The organism is Chryseobacterium oleae (genome assembly GCF_900115055.1).
Classification (GTDB): domain Bacteria; phylum Bacteroidota; class Bacteroidia; order Flavobacteriales; family Weeksellaceae; genus Chryseobacterium; species Chryseobacterium oleae.
In genome coordinates, this window is sequence record NZ_FOVD01000003.1 from 102731 (window position 1) to 121054 (window position 18324).

General features: G+C 38.1%; 19 protein-coding genes. 5 read left to right on the forward strand and 14 right to left on the reverse strand.

All coding sequences use genetic code 11. The features are described 5' to 3' along the window. Window positions 1–27: 27 nt before the first annotated feature. The 7 genes from BM143_RS11080 to BM143_RS11110 form a co-directional block, all read right to left on the reverse strand. Window positions 28–2163, reverse strand: a complete 2136-nt coding sequence (locus BM143_RS11080; protein WP_090024560.1) for a catalase — start codon at window positions 2161–2163, stop codon at window positions 28–30. Window positions 2164–2218: 55 nt separating this feature from the next. Next, on the reverse strand, window positions 2219–2605 hold the full coding sequence (locus tag BM143_RS11085; RefSeq protein WP_090024561.1) for a hypothetical protein: 387 nt from the start codon (window positions 2603–2605) through the stop codon (window positions 2219–2221). 14 nt (window positions 2606–2619) lie between these two features. Further along, window positions 2620–2922: a hypothetical protein gene (locus tag BM143_RS11090; RefSeq protein ID WP_090024562.1), complete on the reverse strand. Its 303-nt coding sequence runs from the start codon at window positions 2920–2922 to the stop codon at window positions 2620–2622. A gap of 312 nt (window positions 2923–3234) precedes the next feature. Beyond that, window positions 3235–3849, reverse strand: a complete 615-nt coding sequence (locus BM143_RS11095) for a Crp/Fnr family transcriptional regulator (protein WP_228430768.1) — start codon at window positions 3847–3849, stop codon at window positions 3235–3237. A 61-nt stretch (window positions 3850–3910) separates the two neighbouring features. Continuing rightward, window positions 3911–4507, reverse strand: coding sequence for a Crp/Fnr family transcriptional regulator (locus BM143_RS11100; RefSeq protein ID WP_090024563.1), 597 nt, complete (start codon window positions 4505–4507; stop codon window positions 3911–3913). Window positions 4508–4824: 317 nt separating this feature from the next. Further along, the gene (locus BM143_RS11105; RefSeq protein WP_139222024.1) at window positions 4825–5037 is read right to left on the reverse strand and encodes a hypothetical protein; all 213 of its coding nucleotides are present in this window, start codon (window positions 5035–5037) and stop codon (window positions 4825–4827) included. Between the two features lie 86 nt (window positions 5038–5123). After that, window positions 5124–6011, reverse strand: coding sequence for a DMT family transporter (locus BM143_RS11110; RefSeq protein ID WP_090024565.1), 888 nt, complete (start codon window positions 6009–6011; stop codon window positions 5124–5126). A 93-nt stretch (window positions 6012–6104) separates the two neighbouring features. On the opposite strand from BM143_RS11110, the gene BM143_RS11115 reads away from it, so the two are divergent. Further along, window positions 6105–7517 (forward strand): aminotransferase-like domain-containing protein, encoded by a 1413-nt coding sequence (locus BM143_RS11115; RefSeq protein WP_090024566.1) that lies wholly within the window; start codon window positions 6105–6107, stop codon window positions 7515–7517. A 2-nt stretch (window positions 7518–7519) separates the two neighbouring features. Here BM143_RS11115 and BM143_RS11120 read toward each other — a convergent pair whose 3' ends face one another. The 5 genes from BM143_RS11120 to BM143_RS11140 form a co-directional block, all read right to left on the reverse strand. After that, on the reverse strand, window positions 7520–8113 hold the full coding sequence (locus BM143_RS11120) for a Crp/Fnr family transcriptional regulator (protein ID WP_034730236.1): 594 nt from the start codon (window positions 8111–8113) through the stop codon (window positions 7520–7522). After that, the gene (gene ytxJ, locus BM143_RS11125) at window positions 8113–8490 is read right to left on the reverse strand and encodes a bacillithiol system redox-active protein YtxJ (protein WP_047455723.1); all 378 of its coding nucleotides are present in this window, start codon (window positions 8488–8490) and stop codon (window positions 8113–8115) included. The genes BM143_RS11120 and ytxJ overlap by 1 nt, the downstream gene beginning before the upstream one ends. Next, window positions 8487–8948, reverse strand: a complete 462-nt coding sequence (locus tag BM143_RS11130) for a DUF1569 domain-containing protein (protein ID WP_228430770.1) — start codon at window positions 8946–8948, stop codon at window positions 8487–8489. Before BM143_RS11130 ends, ytxJ begins: the two co-directional genes overlap by 4 nt. Then, on the reverse strand, window positions 8942–9478 hold the full coding sequence (locus BM143_RS11135; RefSeq protein ID WP_090024567.1) for a YfiT family bacillithiol transferase: 537 nt from the start codon (window positions 9476–9478) through the stop codon (window positions 8942–8944). The genes BM143_RS11130 and BM143_RS11135 overlap by 7 nt, the downstream gene beginning before the upstream one ends. A gap of 216 nt (window positions 9479–9694) precedes the next feature. Further along, a complete protein-coding gene (locus BM143_RS11140; protein WP_090024568.1) occupies window positions 9695–10837 on the reverse strand; it encodes a DEAD/DEAH box helicase in 1143 nt (380 codons plus the stop codon). 176 nt (window positions 10838–11013) lie between these two features. Here BM143_RS11140 and pncA point away from each other — a divergent pair, with 176 nt between their 5' ends. Further along, window positions 11014–11619 carry a bifunctional nicotinamidase/pyrazinamidase gene (gene pncA, locus BM143_RS11145; protein ID WP_090025000.1) on the forward strand — a complete coding sequence of 202 codons (606 nt, stop codon included), beginning with the start codon at window positions 11014–11016 and terminating at the stop codon, window positions 11617–11619. Window positions 11620–11843: 224 nt separating this feature from the next. Continuing rightward, window positions 11844–13406 carry an amidase gene (locus BM143_RS11150; RefSeq protein ID WP_090024569.1) on the forward strand — a complete coding sequence of 521 codons (1563 nt, stop codon included), beginning with the start codon at window positions 11844–11846 and terminating at the stop codon, window positions 13404–13406. A gap of 454 nt (window positions 13407–13860) precedes the next feature. Here BM143_RS11150 and BM143_RS11155 read toward each other — a convergent pair whose 3' ends face one another. Continuing rightward, entirely contained in the window at window positions 13861–14784 is a 924-nt protein-coding gene (locus tag BM143_RS11155; RefSeq protein WP_090025001.1) for a pseudouridine synthase, read from the reverse strand. Window positions 14785–15150: 366 nt separating this feature from the next. On the opposite strand from BM143_RS11155, the gene aroB reads away from it, so the two are divergent. Further along, window positions 15151–16197, forward strand: coding sequence for a 3-dehydroquinate synthase (aroB, locus tag BM143_RS11160; protein WP_090024570.1), 1047 nt, complete (start codon window positions 15151–15153; stop codon window positions 16195–16197). 142 nt (window positions 16198–16339) lie between these two features. Here the strand turns inward: aroB and BM143_RS11165 are convergent, their stop codons facing one another. Then, on the reverse strand, window positions 16340–17095 hold the full coding sequence (locus BM143_RS11165; RefSeq protein ID WP_139222025.1) for a hypothetical protein: 756 nt from the start codon (window positions 17093–17095) through the stop codon (window positions 16340–16342). Window positions 17096–17495: 400 nt separating this feature from the next. Here BM143_RS11165 and BM143_RS11170 point away from each other — a divergent pair, with 400 nt between their 5' ends. Next, the gene (locus BM143_RS11170) at window positions 17496–18131 is read left to right on the forward strand and encodes a porin family protein (RefSeq protein WP_090024572.1); all 636 of its coding nucleotides are present in this window, start codon (window positions 17496–17498) and stop codon (window positions 18129–18131) included. Window positions 18132–18324: the final 193 nt, after the last annotated feature.

Genomic DNA, 18324 nt, shown 5'->3' on the forward strand with positions numbered 1-18324 from the left:
TAGTGATGTGAAGGTGTCTTGTTGTATCTACGCGTTTCTTTCCTGTTCAAGATCCCAAACCCTGTGTTTGGAAACTGCCTGGATAAACTGCTGATCAGAATTGTTATCTTTCCAGATCACAACTGCAGGATCTTCATGTTTTTTCTGGGCTATATTGCTGTTGTTATACAGTTCTTCCGTCTCTGCTCCAAAATAAACGGTTTTACAGTGCTTATAAGCTTCATTGATAAATTGCAGCACATGATGTTTGTTTTCAGGAGCCATAAGTTCTTTAGCTGATTTCTGTCCGGCACCGATGTATAAGGCATCAAAGCAGACACTCGCAATACTCGTAAGTGAATGTTTCGGGGTAAGGGATGATCCTTCTTTGGTTTTAACGGGAGCTACACTTGGGGCAATAAGTTCTACTTTTGCTCCTTCCGATTCAAGTTTTGATTTTAAATCATTGAGTGCATTTCCGTCCGTCCCATTGGCTATGATGAAACCTATCTTCCTGCTTTTAATGGTATCTTTTACCGTATCTTTCATGCTCAGCGCATCAGAAATCTTAATTTTAGGCTCTTTTTCTTCGCTCTGAAGTTCAGATTCATTTGCGTCTGCAGGAATACTTTGGTTGGGTTCTTTCAATTTTTTCACTTTCGCCCCTATTTTATCCGCTACTTTCTGAGCCAGAGTTTTATCAATAAAAGCAAGCTGTCCTACCATTCTTTCACGGATCTCCGGAATCGTTACTTTTGAAAGCTCAAAAATAAGAGCATTCTGAAGGTGAGTCTGTTCAGGTGCCGACTGGCTGTTATAAAATAATTTTGCCTGTGAATAGTGATCCACAAAACTCTCACTTCTTCTCCTCACCTTTTCACCGGAAACCCTTTCTTCCTGAGAAACAAATCCTCCTTCAGACATCATCGCCTGATAAGGACATCCTCCTCCGATGGAATTGGGTTCATAGCTTACTTTTCCTTTTACAATCTGCTGTCTCATATGTCCGTCACGCTGATTATTGTGAACGGTATTCACAGATCTGTTGATCGGGATTTCATGGAAATTAGGTGATCCCAATCTGGATAACTGGGTATCGGTATAGGAAAATAGTCTTCCCTGAAGCAGAGGGTCATTGGTAAAATCTATGCCGGGAACAAGGTGTCCCGGATGAAAAGCTACCTGCTCGGTTTCAGCAAAAAAGTTATCCGGATTTCTATTTAGTGTCAATGTTCCAAAGATTTCTACGGGAACTTCTTCCTCAGGAATTAATTTGGTAGGATCCAGAAGATCAAAATCGAATTGATGCTCGTCTTCTTCCGGAATCAGCTGTACACCGAAATCCCATTCCGGAAAAGTCCCGCTTTCAATGGCTTCCCATAAATCTCTTTTATGAAAATCGGGATCTACCCCTGATATCCTCTGGGCCTCGTCCCAGGCTACAGAATGCACTCCCAGTTTCGGTTTAAAATGAAACTTAACGAAGTGTACTTTACCTTCTTCATTAATAAATTTAAAGGAATGTACCCCAAAACCTTCCATCATCCTCAAGCTCCTTGGAATGGCTCTGTCACTCATTACCCACATAATCATGTGCATGCTTTCAGGCATCAGTGAAATAAAATCCCAGAACGTGTCATGTGCAGAAGCTGCCTGCGGCATTTCATTATCATGTTCCGGCTTTACGGCATGGATCAGATCAGGAAATTTCATGGCATCCTGTATAAAAAAGACGGGCACATTATTACCTACAAGGTCATAATTTCCTTCTTCCGTATAAAATTTAATAGCAAAACCTCTTACATCTCTGGCCAGATCGGTACTTCCTTTACTTCCGGCTACTGTTGAGAATCTTACAAAAACTGGAGTTTCATCTCCTACATTATTCAAAAATTTGGCTTTGGTATACGCTTTAAGACTTTTGTTAAGCTTAAAAACCCCATGAGCCCCTGAGCCACGTGCATGAACTACTCTTTCGGGAATTCTTTCATGGTCAAAGTGCGTGATCTTTTCCCTTAGAATGAAATCTTCCAGAAGTGTAGGACCTCTGTCTCCGGCTTTTAACGAGTCCTGGTTGTTGTTTATTCTGAGTCCCTGATCCGTTGTCAGTTTTTCATTTTCATTAGAGGTACTGTGTGTATTCAGCTGGTCTAACTTTTTATTCTTTTGAGCGCCTTTTTTCATATCAATTTTTTGGGTGGTGTGAAGGGTAAAAAGTCAAACAGTATGGATGAGATGTTTATTCCGTACCTATCCTGTCCTTTTCCAAAGTATTCAGGAGTTTGTTCAGGCATTCTTCTTCTTTTAATACTTTGTAGTATGCTGTTTTGGCATATAAAGTAAAAGACGAGTTTTCAATTTTAATTTCTGCATCTATTGGTGTGGGAGATACTGTTTTTTCGCTGTGGTATTCACGGATATTCAGGATATACTCTTTAATGTAAGTATCGATTACATTTTTCAGAATATCGCACTTGGCATTGTTTTTTATCTTTTCCAATGATTTGATCAGAAAAGCCGTGACTCCGTACGAATTGATAACGCTAGGGAATAAAGATTCATTCTCCAGCATATTATTCTTATCATTCAGCCCGGAATGTTTCAAAGTGTCGTTTTCAAATATCATATGCTCATTGGTTATTAGTTATCGGAAATTTTTAAATATTTCTCAAAATAATGAAGGTCTTCCTTGTCTTTGATCGAAAGATAGAACATGATCTGTTCCGGCTCTTTCAGTCCTATGCTGCTGAAGCTGTCAAAATGGGCTATCAGAGCCTGAATATTTTCAATCTCAATGTCTTTTAAAATGACAAACAGCAGAAAAATATTATCCTTAATCTCTTTCGCGTACACAGCCGCTCCATCCTCAAACCAGTTTCCTTTATTGGGCACTTTTACAAAGTTTTTGTGCTTCAGGTTTTTTACTATTTTCTGACAGTCCATATCTGAGTATCGTGGTTTATTGGGTTTTCAGATCAACTTATACAGTGTATTCTGAACCAACTTTCTTTTTCAATTCAACCTTTCATGACTGTGGTCGCCAAAATCTCCAGTAAGCTCAACTGAATTTTTATGAGTTAATATGGAATGATGTTTGCAACCCCGCAACGGTTTGGAATCTGATCATCTCACCCGGAAAGCCTAAGCTAACATGCTGCCCTTACTGAGGTCTTAAGAATTGTATCGAAACTTGATATCTCAAATGTACGCTGAAATAATTCACTTTTTTATGACCTGGATCATAATGGATACCTGTCAATAAACAATTTTCCTGTTTTCAATCGTGATATTTCCTTCCTTCTCCATCTTTTTTAAAGCCCTGATCACCGTTTCTACCCGCAGTCCCACCAGATTAGCGATCTGCTGTCTGGTGAGTTCTATCTGAAAACAACTTCCGCAACTGTCATCATGATAACTTTTAAGATAGTCCAGAAGTCCTTTAAGCCTTGAAATGGGATTCAGCGATGCCATACTTTGCAGCATAATTGCCTTAAAATAAAGTCTTTGAGACAGACATGCATTCATTTCCAAAGAAAGATGAGGATGTTTTTTGATCAGTTCCAGAAAACGGTCCTTCGGAACTCTTATAATTTCTGCAGGACTGATGCAGACCGCATTCGTAGGATAAAATTTATCTAAAAAAAGCATTGAATCCCCAAAGCTCTGTTTTCCTCCAAAAATGTTGTGAATAAATTCTTTCCCTTCATCATCATAATTATTGAGTTTCACCTTTCCTTCCCTGATCTGGAAATAGTACAGGGCGTGGTCTCCTTCTCTGTATATAAGTTCCCCTTTTTTATAGTTTTTCACTTCTCCTCCCGATGAATATAACATCTCTTCGTCAATATTCATGCAGCTTATTGTTTTCATACGTATCTCTTTAAAATATTTTCAATAAAAAATAGGGAATTTTATTATTGAAACCACTTTTTTAATATAATATTTTTCTGTCTTTAATCTGAACAATTTTATTTTTCTCCATATGTTTGATCGTTCTTATCGCTGTTTCTACCCTTAATCCTGTAAGACTGGCCATTTGCTGTCTGGTTAAAGGAACCATGTAGGAATAAGGACTTTCGTCTTCATGAAAGCTTTTAAGATAATCCATGAGTCCCTTAAGTCTTGTCTCGGGATTCTGGGAAGATATATTCTGCATCATGATGAATTTATAATAAAGCCGCTGTGATAAAAAGCTGCTGATCTCAAGACACAGCTTGGCAGATGAGTTTAATAAACTAAAAAAAGCAGACTTATGAAGCCTTAAAACCGTACAGTCCGTAAGCGCCTGAGCATTCATTGGATAAGGCTTATCGATAAAAAGAATAGATTCTCCACAACTCTGCCCTTCCGAAAGAATATTCTGTATAAACTCCTTTCCTTCTTCATTGTAATTGTTCAGTTTCACCTCTCCCTGGGTGATCTGATAATAATAAATCGGGTTCTCTCCCTCGTTGAACAGATAGTCCGAGGGTTTATAATGTCTGATTTCCGCCCCCGCTGAATGTAAAATATTTTCGTCGATAACCATGATAGTTTTTATTTAAGTTTTCTACAATCCTTCTCAATCTTTTCTTAGTAAAAATTTCATTGGGAACTTGGTTCTGTAGAGCACATGCAAATATTGAACCCTATCGATTACATAAAACGTTAAATAAAGTTAAAATATTTAATAGAATTTATTATAATTAAATTATTGTTTGAATTTTTAACACCAATACTATTTATAAATTAAAATATCAACAAAAATAAAATCAAAGCACGCGAAATCGCTCCTCACAGCCAGCCGGAGGATATTAAAACCCGCTTTAATACAAAAACGGGTTTTAAAGATCTATGATGATAAAATTATTTCTTGATCACTTTTGCAGTGTCCATTTTTTTGGCAGCAGCAGTGTCCTTGCTGTGTAAAGTATCGGAAGGCATAGGAGCAGCAAGTGTATCAGCAGGCATGGTATCAATAACCACACTGTCTGTTTTTGTAGAAGTATCCACTTTAGTTTCTTTTTTGCAGCTCATTACGGTTAAGCCCAAAGACACAAGTAAAATAGCGTATTTCATAATCATTATATTTTGCAGTTGTGCCCAAATATAATTCAATTCCAAAATGTCATTTTATGATCAGAATCATAAGGCTTTATTTTTAATTATTTCACAAATTTTTTGGTTCCTGCAACACATAAGATAACACCAATGGTAACCACCACCATTCCTATGCTTACCTGCTCATGAAGGAAGTATGCCGCAAGACCCAATCCAAAGAAAGGCTGCAACAGCTGCAGTTGTCCTACAGTGGCAATACCACCCTGTGCCAGGCCTTTGTACCAGAATATAAATCCGATGAACATACTGAAAAGTGAAATATAAGCCATTCCAAACCAACCCTGAAAACTTACCGTTTCAATATTTTCTGGAAAATAGATGAAAAATAATGGAATCATCAATGGTAAAGCCAATACCAGCGCCCAGGAAATCACCTGCCAGCCACCTAATGTTTTGGAAAGCTTTGCGCCTTCTGCGTAGCCCATTCCACATAAAATAACAGCCAGCAACATCAGAATATCGCCTACAGGTGAAGCTGAAATTCCCTGCGAAACCGCATATCCGATCACCAAAAGACTTCCCACAACCGAAAAGAACCAAAATATAGGATGCGGCCGTTCGCCACCACGCAAAACACCAAATACAGCAGTTGCCAATGGAAGCATTCCCAAAAATACGATAGAATGTGCCGAAGTAAGATACTGAAGCGCCAATGCGGAAAGAAGTGGAAAACCTACTACACAACCGATGGAAACAAGCAACAAGGGAATCAGCTGCTTCTTTTCAGGACGTTTTTCTTTACCAATCCATAAAACCATCAAAGCTAAGATCCCTGCAACAGCTGCACGGACTATGGTTACAAAAATCGGGCTCATTTCCATGACGGCCAATTTGGTCGCAGGCAGACCACCGCTAAACAGGACTACTCCAATAAAACCGTTGATCCATCCGTTTAGGCTTTCGTCTTTAACTAATATTTTATCTGTCATCATTGTAATATTTATTTAATACGTCAAAATTAGAAAGATGAAATAAATAAACACAGTCTCAGTTTTGTATATTTGCATGAGCACAGTTACAAAAATATGAACAGAGAATTTATATACAATGAGATCGCAGACGGAATAGCGTCCCAGATCAGAAATGGTGTATTGAAAGCCGGAGACAAGCTTCCTTCGGTAAGAATGATGTGTCAGGAACATCAGGTAAGCATGAATACAGCCAAACGTGTGTTCCTGGAACTGGAATCCCAGTCGCTGATAGAATCTAAGCCGCAGTCCGGTTATTTTGTCAGTAGATTAATGTCCGTCAAGCTGCCTCTCTCCGAAGTGAGCCGCCCATCACTGATGGCCAATAACAACGAACCGGATGAACTCATCAGTAAGGTTTATGAGAATATGGGTAAAAAAGGAATCACTTTCTTCTCTATCGGAATTCCTTCGGGAGACCTTCTGCCACAGGCTAAATTAAAGAAAGAGATCATCAATGCTACCCGGGAATTAAAAGATGGCGGAACGGAATATGAAGAACTTCAGGGAAATTTAAAACTCCGAAGAATGATTGCTGTCCGGTCCCTTCAATGGGGCGGAAACCTCAGTGAAAATGATCTCGTGACCACCAACGGCGGGATGAATGCCCTTTCCTTCTGTCTTATGGCTTTGGGAAAACCCGGCGATACAATAGCCATTGAGAGCCCCTGTTATCCCGGAATTCTTCAGTTGGCAAACGGTCTAGGCTTAAACGTCCTCGAACTTCCCACCCACCCGACCACCGGTATTGAAATTGAAGCGTTGAGAAAAGTAATTCCCCAAATCAATCTGTGTTTATTAATTCCGAATTTCAACTCCCCGTTAGGAAGCTGTATGCCGGATGAAAATAAGAAAGAGATTGTAAGAATTCTGTCAGAAAATAACATTCCTCTGATTGAGGATGATGTGTATGGTGACCTTTATTTTGGCTCTACCCGTCCGAAATGCTGTAAATCTTTTGATAAGGATGGCAATGTTCTGTATTGCAGCTCAATTTCAAAAACATTGGCTCCCGGATACCGCGTCGGATGGATTGCTCCGGGTCGTTATAAAGACAAGATCATGAAGCTTAAACTACTCCATTCCACTTCTTCCATTTCCATTGTGAATGAAGCGGTTGCCAATTTTCTCAAATCGGGACGCTATGAAAAGCACCTCCATCAAATGAGAAAGGCCGTTCAGAGTAATTATCAGAATTATGTACAGACCATCGCCGATTATTTCCCTGAAGGTACAAAAACCAGCCGTCCTCAGGGAGGTCTGTCTCTCTGGATAGAATTTGACAAAAAGATCCGGACCACTGAGTTGTATGATCTGGCGATTAAACAGAACATCAGTATTGCACCCGGCAGAATGTTTACCCTCCAGGATCAGTTTGAAAACTGCATGCGTCTCTGCATCGGTCTTCCATGGACGGAAGAAACAAGGCTCTGTCTGCAGCAGCTCGGAAACCTTGCGAAAAAGATCTGATACTATTTATCCGGAACGAAATTTTTCCTGGCCAGTTCTTTTCTTACCCGGCTTAAGCTCTCCGGTGTAATGCCAAGATAAGAAGCAATCATCCATTGTGGGACTCTGAGAAGAAGATCCGGGTACATTTTGATGAATTTCATATACCTTTCTTCCGCCGTTTCGCCCAGAAGAGAATTGATCCTGTTCTGAAGACTTCTGATGTGTTTCTGCAACAGGAAATCACTTCTTTCGATACTGTTCGGGAACTGTTCTACCAGTTTGTTGAAGAAATCGGGATGAAGAAACAGAACTTCCGTGTCTTCCACCGCTTCAATATAGTAAATGGATTTTTCGTTAAAATATAAGCTGCTTCGGTCAGAAATCAGCCAGCTTTCAGGAGCGAACTGTATGATGTGTTCTTTCCCGTTTTTATCGATGGAATACATCTTTAAAAGCCCTTTTTCGACAAAGAATATATGCCTGCATATTTCACCATACTGTAAAAGAAACTGGTTTTTAGGTATTTTCTTTACTTCATAGTGTAAGCTGCACATGTTCACTTTTTCTATGGGAACATTGAGTACTTTAGCTAAATACGTGTTGATATTCTTCATTATACAATCTGGCTTATGGATATATCTTCGTGCGAAGCGCTGTTGATCACCTTCCCGTCTTCAATGATGATCAGCTGCGGGCTTTCATGCCTGATTTCAAGATCCCTGGATATTTTATTTGAAATCGCTCTGTGTTCCAGCAAATCTAGGTAATATAAATCCAGTTTATGATCTAAATTATCTATTTCTCTTTCAAAGTTTTTCAATACCGTTTTGCTGATGAAGCATCGTGTTGAATGTTTGAAGATAGCTATTGTATGGTGATACGAACTTTCAATGGCTTGGGCCAGATCTTCCTCAGATTCTATATTTTTCCAGAAAGATTTACGTTCAGGGGTGCTTTCTTTTCCTCCGAATATTTTATCAAAAAAACTCATACATTAAATTGTTTTAAATGATGATCAAGATGTTTGTACTCTAAAAATCCCCAGTCTTTTTCAGTCATTGTACCAAATAGTCTGTGACGGTCCGGAAGCTCTTTTTTTTCAGATGCTGTCCGGAAATCCTTCAGTGTATTCAGCAGATTGGTTTTTGATTCATCAAAATCACATTCAAAATTAACGATTAGTTTTTGAAAAGTGGGCATGTTTCGGGGAATTCCGTTGTTAAAGACCTGCATTTCTATTTTGGTAGCTGCTCCTATTGCCTGAAAAAAGAGGTTAATATGAGGAAGTACAACTTTCCTCAAAGGCACCTTAAGGACAAGCTCACAGTGTTTTAACATCTGGGAAACATTCATTTTCCCCCATCTTTTGGGAGCGTTTTCATTGAGCAGGGAAATCCTTTGAATGATCTCTTCAAAATAAACCGGATCGTGCAGACTCTTTTTTACCACCCTTTTTCCTTCTTCAGATTTTCGATGTGAGCAAAATGATGATTGCAGTGCCAAACATATAAAGCAAGATAATTTCTCAGATCATAATCCTGGTTTTGCTCGGGATGATGAAAAGTCCTCTCGAATTGCTTATTGGTAAGGGTTTTAAGCAAAGCAGCCCATCTCTGATGCGTTCCTTTAATCATTCTCATGGCCGGTTTTATCGGCATATTAGCGCTGTCCTGAAGTTCTGCCCATTTGGCTTCATCGTAAGGCCTTATAGTAGGATTATCCTCCGTTAATGCCAGTTTAAGACGGATAAAACTGTTGATATGACTGTCTGCAATATGGTTCACAAGCTGTCTTACCGTCCATCCTCCTTCTCTGTAAGGCGTGTCCAACTGATCATCAGAGAGGTCTTCTATCAAAGTTTTAAGCTTTTCAGGAAAGTTTTTGATGACTTTAATGTATTCATCAAGTTTAATATCGCAGATGTTCTCAGGTTGTTGGTACTCACCTATCGGAAACCTCTTCTGTTCTAAGTTGCTCATTTTGTTAATTTTAATTTTTAAAGTCTCAGTTTTGTCCGGTCATTATTTTTTGGACGTTGTGTAGATGGCAGTTTTTGTAAATTTATCAAAAATCCAAGAATCTAAAATGAAAAAAGCGTTAATTATGCTTATTATCCTATAGAAATCCGGAATAATTTACTGATAAAAAAAGCTCCAATTCTATTAAAATTGAAGCTTATTACTTAAATCATTGGGCTAGTAACCGTGCAAGTCAATGCCCTCAGTTCTTTGCAGCGTTATCTTCTTACCCATTTTCTTTTGAATCACTCTGAAGTGCTGTAGTTCGTCATCCGTCAGAATATTGATCGCCGTTCCTTTTTCATTGGCACGACCCGTTCTACCGATTCTGTGAATATAATCTAAAGGCGAACGCGGTAACTCATAATTGATCACACATGGTAAGGACTCAATGTGGATACCACGGCCAATAAGATCTGTAGCTACTAAAATCTGAGCTCCGTTTACTTTAAACTCTTCCAGGTTATTTCTACGGGCACCCTGTGATTTCTGACTGTGAATGGCTACTGCCTTAATTTTATTCTTTTTAAGTTTCTCTACTAAATTATCCGCTGATCTTGTAGAAGAAACAAAGATCAACGCTTTTTCCACTTTCTTTTCCTTAATTAAATAACGCAAGAAAGGTCCTTTGTTTTCAGGAGAAACATGATAAGCTAATTGTTCAATATTGTCAATTTCAACTTCTTCTTTTTTAATCTCAATCATTGTTGGATTAATGGACAAACGCTCCTTCATTTCTGCTACTTTATCATTTAAAGTTGCCGAAAACAATGTTGTTTGCCTTCCGACAGGCATTAGCGAGAAAAGTTTATTCATTTCCTCTCCAAAACCTAACTGAAACATTTTATCCGCTTCATCAATAACCAAATGCTGAATTCCTGAAATACTTAACGCATTATGATCAATCAAATCCAATAAACGGCCCGGTGTTGCAATAAGAACTTCCACCCCAAACATTCCTTTCATCTGCGGATTGATGGAAACCCCTCCATAAACAGCCATTGTACGGATCTCACGCTTCAGATTATCTGTAAAAGCTCTGAAAACTTCATCAATCTGAATCGCCAGCTCACGGGTAGGAACCAATATTAACACCTGAACATTACGGTCTTTTTTAACTTCTGCGTTTTGTAATTTCTCTAAAATAGGCATCACAAAACAAGCTGTTTTTCCGGAACCGGTCTGGGCAATTCCCATCAGATCTTTTCCCTGCAAAATAACAGGAATAGCCTGCTCCTGAATCGGGAACGGCTTCAGATACCCTAATTTATTGACAGAACGAATAATATTGTGTGATAATCCTAACGACTCAAATGACATAAAATACTTATTTCCTGCAAAGATAAGCTATTGATATTTGGTTTATATCCCGAAACCGGATGCTGGCTGCAATTATTTTCTTTTTAAGTGAAAAAAATTATATTGCCGATTTGTCCGATAATTCAGTTTTGGACGATTTTTTGAGTATTTTTATCCAAAATTCGAGAAATCTAAATATGAAAAAAGCGTTAATAATCGTAGATGTACAGAATGATTTCTGTGAAGGCGGCGCATTAGCAGTTCCGGAAGCGAATGAAGTGATTCCATACATCAACCTTTTGATGGAGGAAAATGAATATGATCAAATCGTTCTTACCCAGGACTGGCATCCTTCCGATCATAAAAGTTTTGCAAGCAACAACAACAGAAAAGTCGGTGAAAGTATTATCCTGAACGGTGTTCCCCAGTTTATGTGGCCGGATCACTGTGTCCAGGGAACTTTCGGGGCAGAATTCCATAAAGATTTAAACAGAGATAAAGTCACCCATATCATCCAAAAAGGAAAAAACACTGAGATCGACAGCTACAGCGGATTCCAGGACAATAATCACTTTATGAAAACAGGACTGGATGATTTCCTTAAATACCATGAAATCCAGTTGCTTGAAGTAGTAGGTCTTGCGATGGATTACTGTGTAAAATTCACCTGTACAGATGCAGTAGCCAACGGATACATCACGTGTCTTCACTTCAACGGAACAAAAGCAGTTAATGTAAAACCTGAGAATGGCAGAGATGCTATTTATGAAATGATTCAGAAGGGAGTTACGATTTTGGGATAATTTTTTGATGAGTTATCAATGATGAATTATTAGTGATGAGTTTGAGAGTATCCAAATAACTTTCTACTTATAATTATATCTAAATAATACAAAGACGCAGAGAAATCTGCGTCTTTTTTTGCCTGCTTACACTATCCTTATTAACTTATAACCCATCACTTATAACTCATAACTTCCCACCCCAGTTTTCAGATAATTATCTATATTTGAAAGAAATACACCGAATGAAAAAAAGCATTGTATTGGGAGCATTTTTCACTGTTGTTCTGGGAAAAGCTCAAAACACAACCCATAATGAATTTAAATATCTGGAATATGATATCCAGAAAATTCAAAGTCTTTACAAAGATCAGAAAACTACCGTAAAAGAAGTGGTGGAAGCTTATCTGAAGCGCATCAATGATGTTGATAAAAACGGAGTCAAGCTTAATTCAATCATTACCGTCAATCCGGATGCGGTCAGAATTGCAGATTCTTTGGATCATATCAGTTCAAAATTTAAAGATAAACCACTGTTTGGAATTCCTGTTTTACTGAAAGACAATATAGATACCCGCGATAAAATGCCGAATACTGCAGGATCTTTGGCATTAAAGAATTCTTTTCCGCTGCAGGACAGTTATCTGGTGAAAAAATTACGGGAAGCCGGAGCAGTCATTATTGGAAAAACCAATCTCAGCGAATGGGCCAACTTCCGGGGAATGAAATCTACCAGCGGTTGGAGCGGACTCGGTGGCCTGACAAAAAATCCATACATTTTAGATAGAAATACCTGCGGATCCAGTGCTGGTTCCGGAGCGGCTATCTCTGCCAACCTGGGTATTGTGGCTATTGGTACGGAAACCAACGGATCTATCGTCTGTCCTTCCAGTATCAATGGAATTGTTGGATTAAAACCAACGGTGGGATTAATTTCAAGACAGGGAATCATTCCTATTTCAAGCACACAGGACACGCCGGGACCTATGGCAAGAACCGTGAAAGATGTTGCGATAAGTTTAGGAACTATGGCAGGTGAAGATAAGAGTGATGTAAAAACATTTGGAAATACTCCGTTTCTCCATAAAGACTACACCCGATACCTGAACTTAAAAGGATTGAAAGGAAAAAGATTAGGATATGTAAAAGGAATCACCAACGGGGCCAGTAAGAAAGTGGATGAACTGTTTTTACAGACCTTAAAGGTATTGGAAAGGCAGGGAGCTATTATCGTAGAAATAGAAAAAGATCTGCTTTCCGGAGAAGTATATGAAAAATCTCTGGAGCTGATGATTGATGAATATAAAGATGGGATCAACGATTATCTTGCCTCACTGGGTAAAAATGCACCAATAAAAAATATAGACGAACTGATTGCCTTCAATAAAAACAATAAAGAAGAACTGAAATATTTCGGGCAGGAATATCTGGAAATGGCTGCAAAAAGTAAGGGCACCAAAGAAGAAGGCTATGCCAAAGCCGTTAAAACTGCACAGGAAGGCAGCGGTGAGAAAGGAATTGATCTCGCTATGAAGAAATATAATCTTGATGCCATCGTTTCTCCAACGACAACGGAAGCCTGGAAAACAGATTTAATAAACGGAGATCATTACACTTTCGGAAGTGCAGATGCGGCAGCCATCGCAGGATATCCAAGCATTACACTGACAATGGGCTATATCGACGGACTTCCTGTCGGGATTTTATTTTCTGCAGAAAAATGGAGCGAAGGAAAACTGATTAATATGGCTTATACTTTTGAACAGGCGAGTCCGCAGAGGAAGGTTCCGCAGTTTTTGAAGGAATAACAGGTTGTGGGTTCTGAGAAGATAAGGATTTTAGTTTGACTTAAAGTTTAATGGGATTAATTTAAAAACTTGAGGAGCGCATAAGCTTTTTTTACGCAAAGGTCTATTTTAATACCGATGATTTAAGGCTGCAAAGAAGGAATCAATTTCATTGATTCGATTAAGCGGATGTTTTAGGCAATCGCTTCATCAGTGACGCAGTCACAGTCTTTCCCTTCCTCAAAACTAAACGTCAACAAGATGAAGCTTTGCGTTAAAAAATTTTACCCGCTCCTCAAGCTTTGCAGGTGATCCGTTTTATTATATGAAAAACAAAAAAGCGCGGAAATTTTATTTCCGCGCTTTTTATACTTTATAATTCTCTTCTAATGCTTATAATTCAGCTTTCCATTGTGATTCATAACCCGAATCCCGACATCTCGAAACTCCGTACTACGAATCCTGCAACAGCCTATTAAAGCATTTTAAGATTATTAACTTCCAGTTCTGTAAGGATTCTCCAGTGTCCACGTTTGATGTTTTTCTTCGTCATTCCGGCAAACATCACTCTGTCTAAAGCTTCCACTTCGTATCCAAGTCTTTGGAAAATTCTTCTGATAACACGGTTCCATCCGATATGAATTTCAATTCCGATTTCATTTTTAGGTTTCCCTTCAATGAATGAAATCTGATCTACTACCGCGATTCCTTCGTCAAGACGAATTCCTTCTACGATAAGTCTCATGTCTTCATTGGTCAGTTTTTTATCCAGTGTCACATGATAGATCTTTTTAGCATCAAAAGATGGATGCGTCAGTTTTTTCGTCATGTGTCCGTCATTCGTTAAAAGAATAACTCCGGTTGTAGAACGGTCAAGTCTTCCAACAGGGAAAAGACGGTACGGTGATGCATTCGCTACCAGATCCATTACTGTTTTTCTGGCTTTGTCATCTTTAGTGGTAGAAATATATCCTTTCGGTTTATTTAAAAGCACATATACCGGTTTTTCAGGGGTAATACCCTGTCCGTCAAAAACTACTTTATCGGTCTTCTGAACCTGATAGCCCATTTCGTTCACCACTACTCCGTTTACTTCTACCAGTCCCTGCGTAATCAGTTCGTCAGCTTCTCTTCTGCTGCAGATCCCGGAGTTTGCGATATACTTATTAAGACGGATGGTGTCTTTATGAACATCTTTTTCAATCTTGTTTAACCTTCTTTTCTGTACAAAAGATCTTGCCTTATCTTCATTTTTGTCATCTCCACTGGATGGTCTTCTTCCGTATTTCAGGCTGCCTCTTTCATACTTGTCTCTGGTATCAAAACTCTTTGCACCTCCTCTTTTTGCAGCCGGTTTCCCGAAAGTTTTTCTTTCACGTCCTTCACTTGAATTGGTGATGAAAGCTCTGCTTGCCGGTTTTTCACCAGCTTCTTCATCGCTGCTTTTTGCACTGTCATCACTTCTTTTGAAAGGTTTCTGTCCGAACTTTGAATTACTGCCTTTACTGTCGAAATTTCTTTCGCCTGCTTTAGGGAAAGGTTTCTTAAAAGGTTTTGATCCTGAAGAATTTCCAGATCTGGAAGCACGAGAATCATCAGAATTGTTTCTTGTTGAAGTTCTTGGTCTTTTTGGTCTTTCTGAATTATTATTATCTCTGCTCATTTCTAAAAATTTCTGCAAAGATAGTAATTTAGTTACGAGTTAAAAATTAAGAATCATAACTTTGCAGAATAGTTTTATTTTAATTTTAAAGAAACTCCAATAATGATAACAATATTAAACGATGATTTTTCTCAATTAAACAGTTTTCTACACGAAAAATCTTTCAGTAAAATCTTTATTTTAGTTGATGAAAACACCCATGAATATTGTCTTCCTGTCCTTTTGGGCAATATGGAAACAGACTTAGGTTTTGAAATTTTAGAGATTGAGGCAGGTGAGGAAATGAAAAATATCCAGACTGCGAATCAGCTTTGGGAAATTCTTACCGAAATGCAGGCGGACAGAAAAGCACTGGTCATCAATCTTGGCGGCGGTGTGATCACAGATATGGGTGGTTTTATTGCATCAACTTATAAAAGAGGGGTTCAGTTCATCAATATCCCTACTACCCTTTTATCGATGTGTGACGCTTCTATAGGCGGAAAAACAGGAATAGACCTGATGCATTATAAAAATATGGTGGGAACTTTTGCCTTCCCGGAGCAGATCTTTATTTATCCTAAATTTTTAGAAACCCTTCCTTTTAAAGAATTGCGCAGCGGTTTTGCAGAAATGCTGAAGCACGGTCTTATCGCTGACAAGGCACATTGGGACAGTTTGATTCAGATTCATAAACTGGATGTGGAAACTGTAGTTCCTCATATTCAGACTTCCATGGATATCAAGCAGGATGTTGTAGAAAAGGACTTCCATGAAAAAAATATCAGAAAGACCCTGAATTTTGGGCACACGATAGGACATTCAGTAGAAAGCCTTTGTCTGAGCCAGGGAAATCCTATTCTTCATGGAGAAGCAGTCGCTATGGGAATGATCTGCGAGGCGCATCTGGCCCATCTTGAAGATCTTATCACTGAGGAAGATGCCACTTTTATCATCGAAAATATTCAGAGGTATTATCCTTACCTTGATATCAGCGACTTTACGGATGAAAGCATTACAGAACTTCTTCTTAATGATAAAAAGAATTCAGACAGTAAAATCAATTTTTCCCTGCTTACGGGAATAGGATCATGTACGTATGATTACCAGTGCAGCCAGGAAAATATTTTGAAATCTTTAGAATTTTACAGAAAGCTAGATATCGTTTAAGCTTACATACTGTCAGGAAGTTATAATCTGCAAATGATTAAGATACACCAACTAACCATGTCAAGTTTTTGAACCTTGACATGGTTCTACTTAACAGAAACTATTAAAAATTATCAACAGATACTCAGTCTCCCGGCTTCTATTACTGATTCCCCGATATTTTACGCTGTAAACGCTCTTTAATCGTTTGATAAACCTCTTCCAGCTCATTGGTATCATTATATAAATAAGGAAGAAAAAAACCAACTCCCTCTACTTTAACTCTTATCTTGTTTCCCATCCATTTGTCGGTTACCATATTGACTGTTAACTGATCTGTAAAGTAGGCTTTTTCCATTTTCTTGCGAAAAAACATAGAGACTGCGTGAAAGTTCCGTGCTCCGGTCCCAAAATCATAAATCGGGAAAAATTCAAAACTGTCGTCGTTGATGATAAGTTGTACAATCTTTTTCCGTCGGATGAATAATTTGATCCCGGTGAAAATACTGTACAGTGATGCCAGAAATAAAATAAAAAGCAAAGCCAGCATCACAATAAGCGCCGCAGACTTTCCCGTTTGAATTTCTTTTATAATTTCAGGAACCGTGGGAAGTAAAAAATAAATAAAAAATGCAGGCAACACCATCATCACCAGACTGAACGTTGTGCTTCTGTAAGGCGAAATAAAGAACAGTTTCTGTCCGGTAGCATCCTGATGAACTGTCGTCAAAGGCGGAGGAACTGCTGTAAAAAAGTCATAAATGAATTTTAAGGTCAAAAGCAGGATCACAATACCCACACCTGACATCACATAAATGGTGAAAGGATATTCAATGATGCCTGAAAGCATGACAAGCGTAGCAGCCACCATTAATACAACAAGGCTTATCGCAAATCTTACTATCTTTTTATGTTCCATCGCAGCCTTTTATTTATGGTTATATCATATACGAAATCATTGAAATGATTCTTTATCAGGTTTTTCCAACTGAGTACAAATCATTAAAAACTTTCATTACAATATTACATCTTATTATGAAATAACGCTGTTTTTAACTTATTTTAATAAAATATAACCCTGTTTTTACAGGTAATATAATTTAGATCATTTCTAAACAAATGTTTGATAGGATAATTAAAAAACTGAAAATCAACTAATTAAATACACCCACCTAGGAATACCAACTCTATTATGAGCTGACTTTTGTCATGTAAATTATTTTTGGCAAGCAATTTGAAAGATACTCTGCGTTCAACTGAAAACTGAACAGTAGTAAAATTTAAAATTAAGAATAGTAAAATATTAAAAAATTAAAGTTATGAAAAAGTTAATTTTAGGATTAGCAGTAACTGCAAGTTCACTGGCATTCGCACAACAGACTCCAAAGTCTTCTTCTAACCCGGTAACATTTGGTGTAAAAGGTGGGATGAACGTATCTTCTCTTTCTAAAGACGAAGGTTTAGATGATCAAAAATCTAAAATCGGTTTCAACGCAGGTGTATTTGCTAACATTCCAGTTGCAGAATCATTCAGCATTCAGCCGGAGGTTTTATACTCTCAGTATGGTTCAAAATCTGAGTATACTGTATTAGGAAACAAGTATTCTTCTTCAACTAAATTAGATTACATCGCTGTACCGGTAATGTTCCAGTACAACCTGATCCCTAATCTTTTTGTAGAGGCAGGTCCTGAGTTTGGTTTTATGGTGAGTGCAAAAAACAAAATCAAAAACGAATCTAACGGAAACTCTTCTACTTCTGATAACTACAAAGATGATTTAAAAACATTCAACTTTGGTATCGGTATTGGAGCAGGATATTACTTCACGGATAACTTTGGAATTACAGCGAGATATGTTGCTGGTTTAACAGACGTAGCTAAAGACAGACCTAACGGATCTGATGCTGTAAGAAACAACACATTCCAGGTAGGATTGGCTTATAAATTCAAATAATAAGCTTTAACATTCAGATAACAAATTTTATATTCAATAGAAAGCCGGGCTATGTATTTAGTCCGGTTTTTTTGTGTGGAAAATTTTCTCCATTCAGCATTTTTGGCAAGAAGTTTGCGTATATCAGATAAGCCGGAAGACATTGTTTTTTTTAAACAGTATCTGAAAGCAAAAAAAGTTTCTTCATATACAA

Bases quoted from the DNA above. Each gene is read 5' to 3' on its own strand.
- BM143_RS11120 (WP_034730236.1), bottom strand. From the start codon at position 8,113: ATGAAGAATATCAACACGTATTTAGCTAAAGTACTCAATGTTCCCATA.
- BM143_RS11110 (WP_090024565.1), bottom strand. From the start codon at position 6,011: ATGATGACAGATAAAATATTAGTTAAAGACGAAAGCCTAAACGGATGG.
- BM143_RS11150 (WP_090024569.1), top strand. From the start codon at position 11,844: ATGAAAAAAAGCATTGTATTGGGAGCATTTTTCACTGTTGTTCTGGGA.
- BM143_RS11100 (WP_090024563.1), bottom strand. From the start codon at position 4,507: ATGGTTATCGACGAAAATATTTTACATTCAGCGGGGGCGGAAATCAGA.
- BM143_RS11090 (WP_090024562.1), bottom strand. From the start codon at position 2,922: ATGGACTGTCAGAAAATAGTAAAAAACCTGAAGCACAAAAACTTTGTA.
- BM143_RS11085 (WP_090024561.1), bottom strand. From the start codon at position 2,605: ATGATATTTGAAAACGACACTTTGAAACATTCCGGGCTGAATGATAAG.
- aroB (WP_090024570.1), top strand. From the start codon at position 15,151: ATGATAACAATATTAAACGATGATTTTTCTCAATTAAACAGTTTTCTA.
- BM143_RS11140 (WP_090024568.1), bottom strand. From the start codon at position 10,837: ATGTCATTTGAGTCGTTAGGATTATCACACAATATTATTCGTTCTGTC.
- BM143_RS11165 (WP_139222025.1), bottom strand. From the start codon at position 17,095: ATGGAACATAAAAAGATAGTAAGATTTGCGATAAGCCTTGTTGTATTA.
- pncA (WP_090025000.1), top strand. From the start codon at position 11,014: ATGAAAAAAGCGTTAATAATCGTAGATGTACAGAATGATTTCTGTGAA.
- BM143_RS11115 (WP_090024566.1), top strand. From the start codon at position 6,105: ATGAACAGAGAATTTATATACAATGAGATCGCAGACGGAATAGCGTCC.
- BM143_RS11095 (WP_228430768.1), bottom strand. From the start codon at position 3,849: ATGAAAACAATAAGCTGCATGAATATTGACGAAGAGATGTTATATTCA.
- BM143_RS11105 (WP_139222024.1), bottom strand. From the start codon at position 5,037: ATGAAATACGCTATTTTACTTGTGTCTTTGGGCTTAACCGTAATGAGC.
- BM143_RS11080 (WP_090024560.1), bottom strand. From the start codon at position 2,163: ATGAAAAAAGGCGCTCAAAAGAATAAAAAGTTAGACCAGCTGAATACA.
- BM143_RS11135 (WP_090024567.1), bottom strand. From the start codon at position 9,478: ATGAGCAACTTAGAACAGAAGAGGTTTCCGATAGGTGAGTACCAACAA.
- ytxJ (WP_047455723.1), bottom strand. From the start codon at position 8,490: ATGAGTTTTTTTGATAAAATATTCGGAGGAAAAGAAAGCACCCCTGAA.
- BM143_RS11170 (WP_090024572.1), top strand. From the start codon at position 17,496: ATGAAAAAGTTAATTTTAGGATTAGCAGTAACTGCAAGTTCACTGGCA.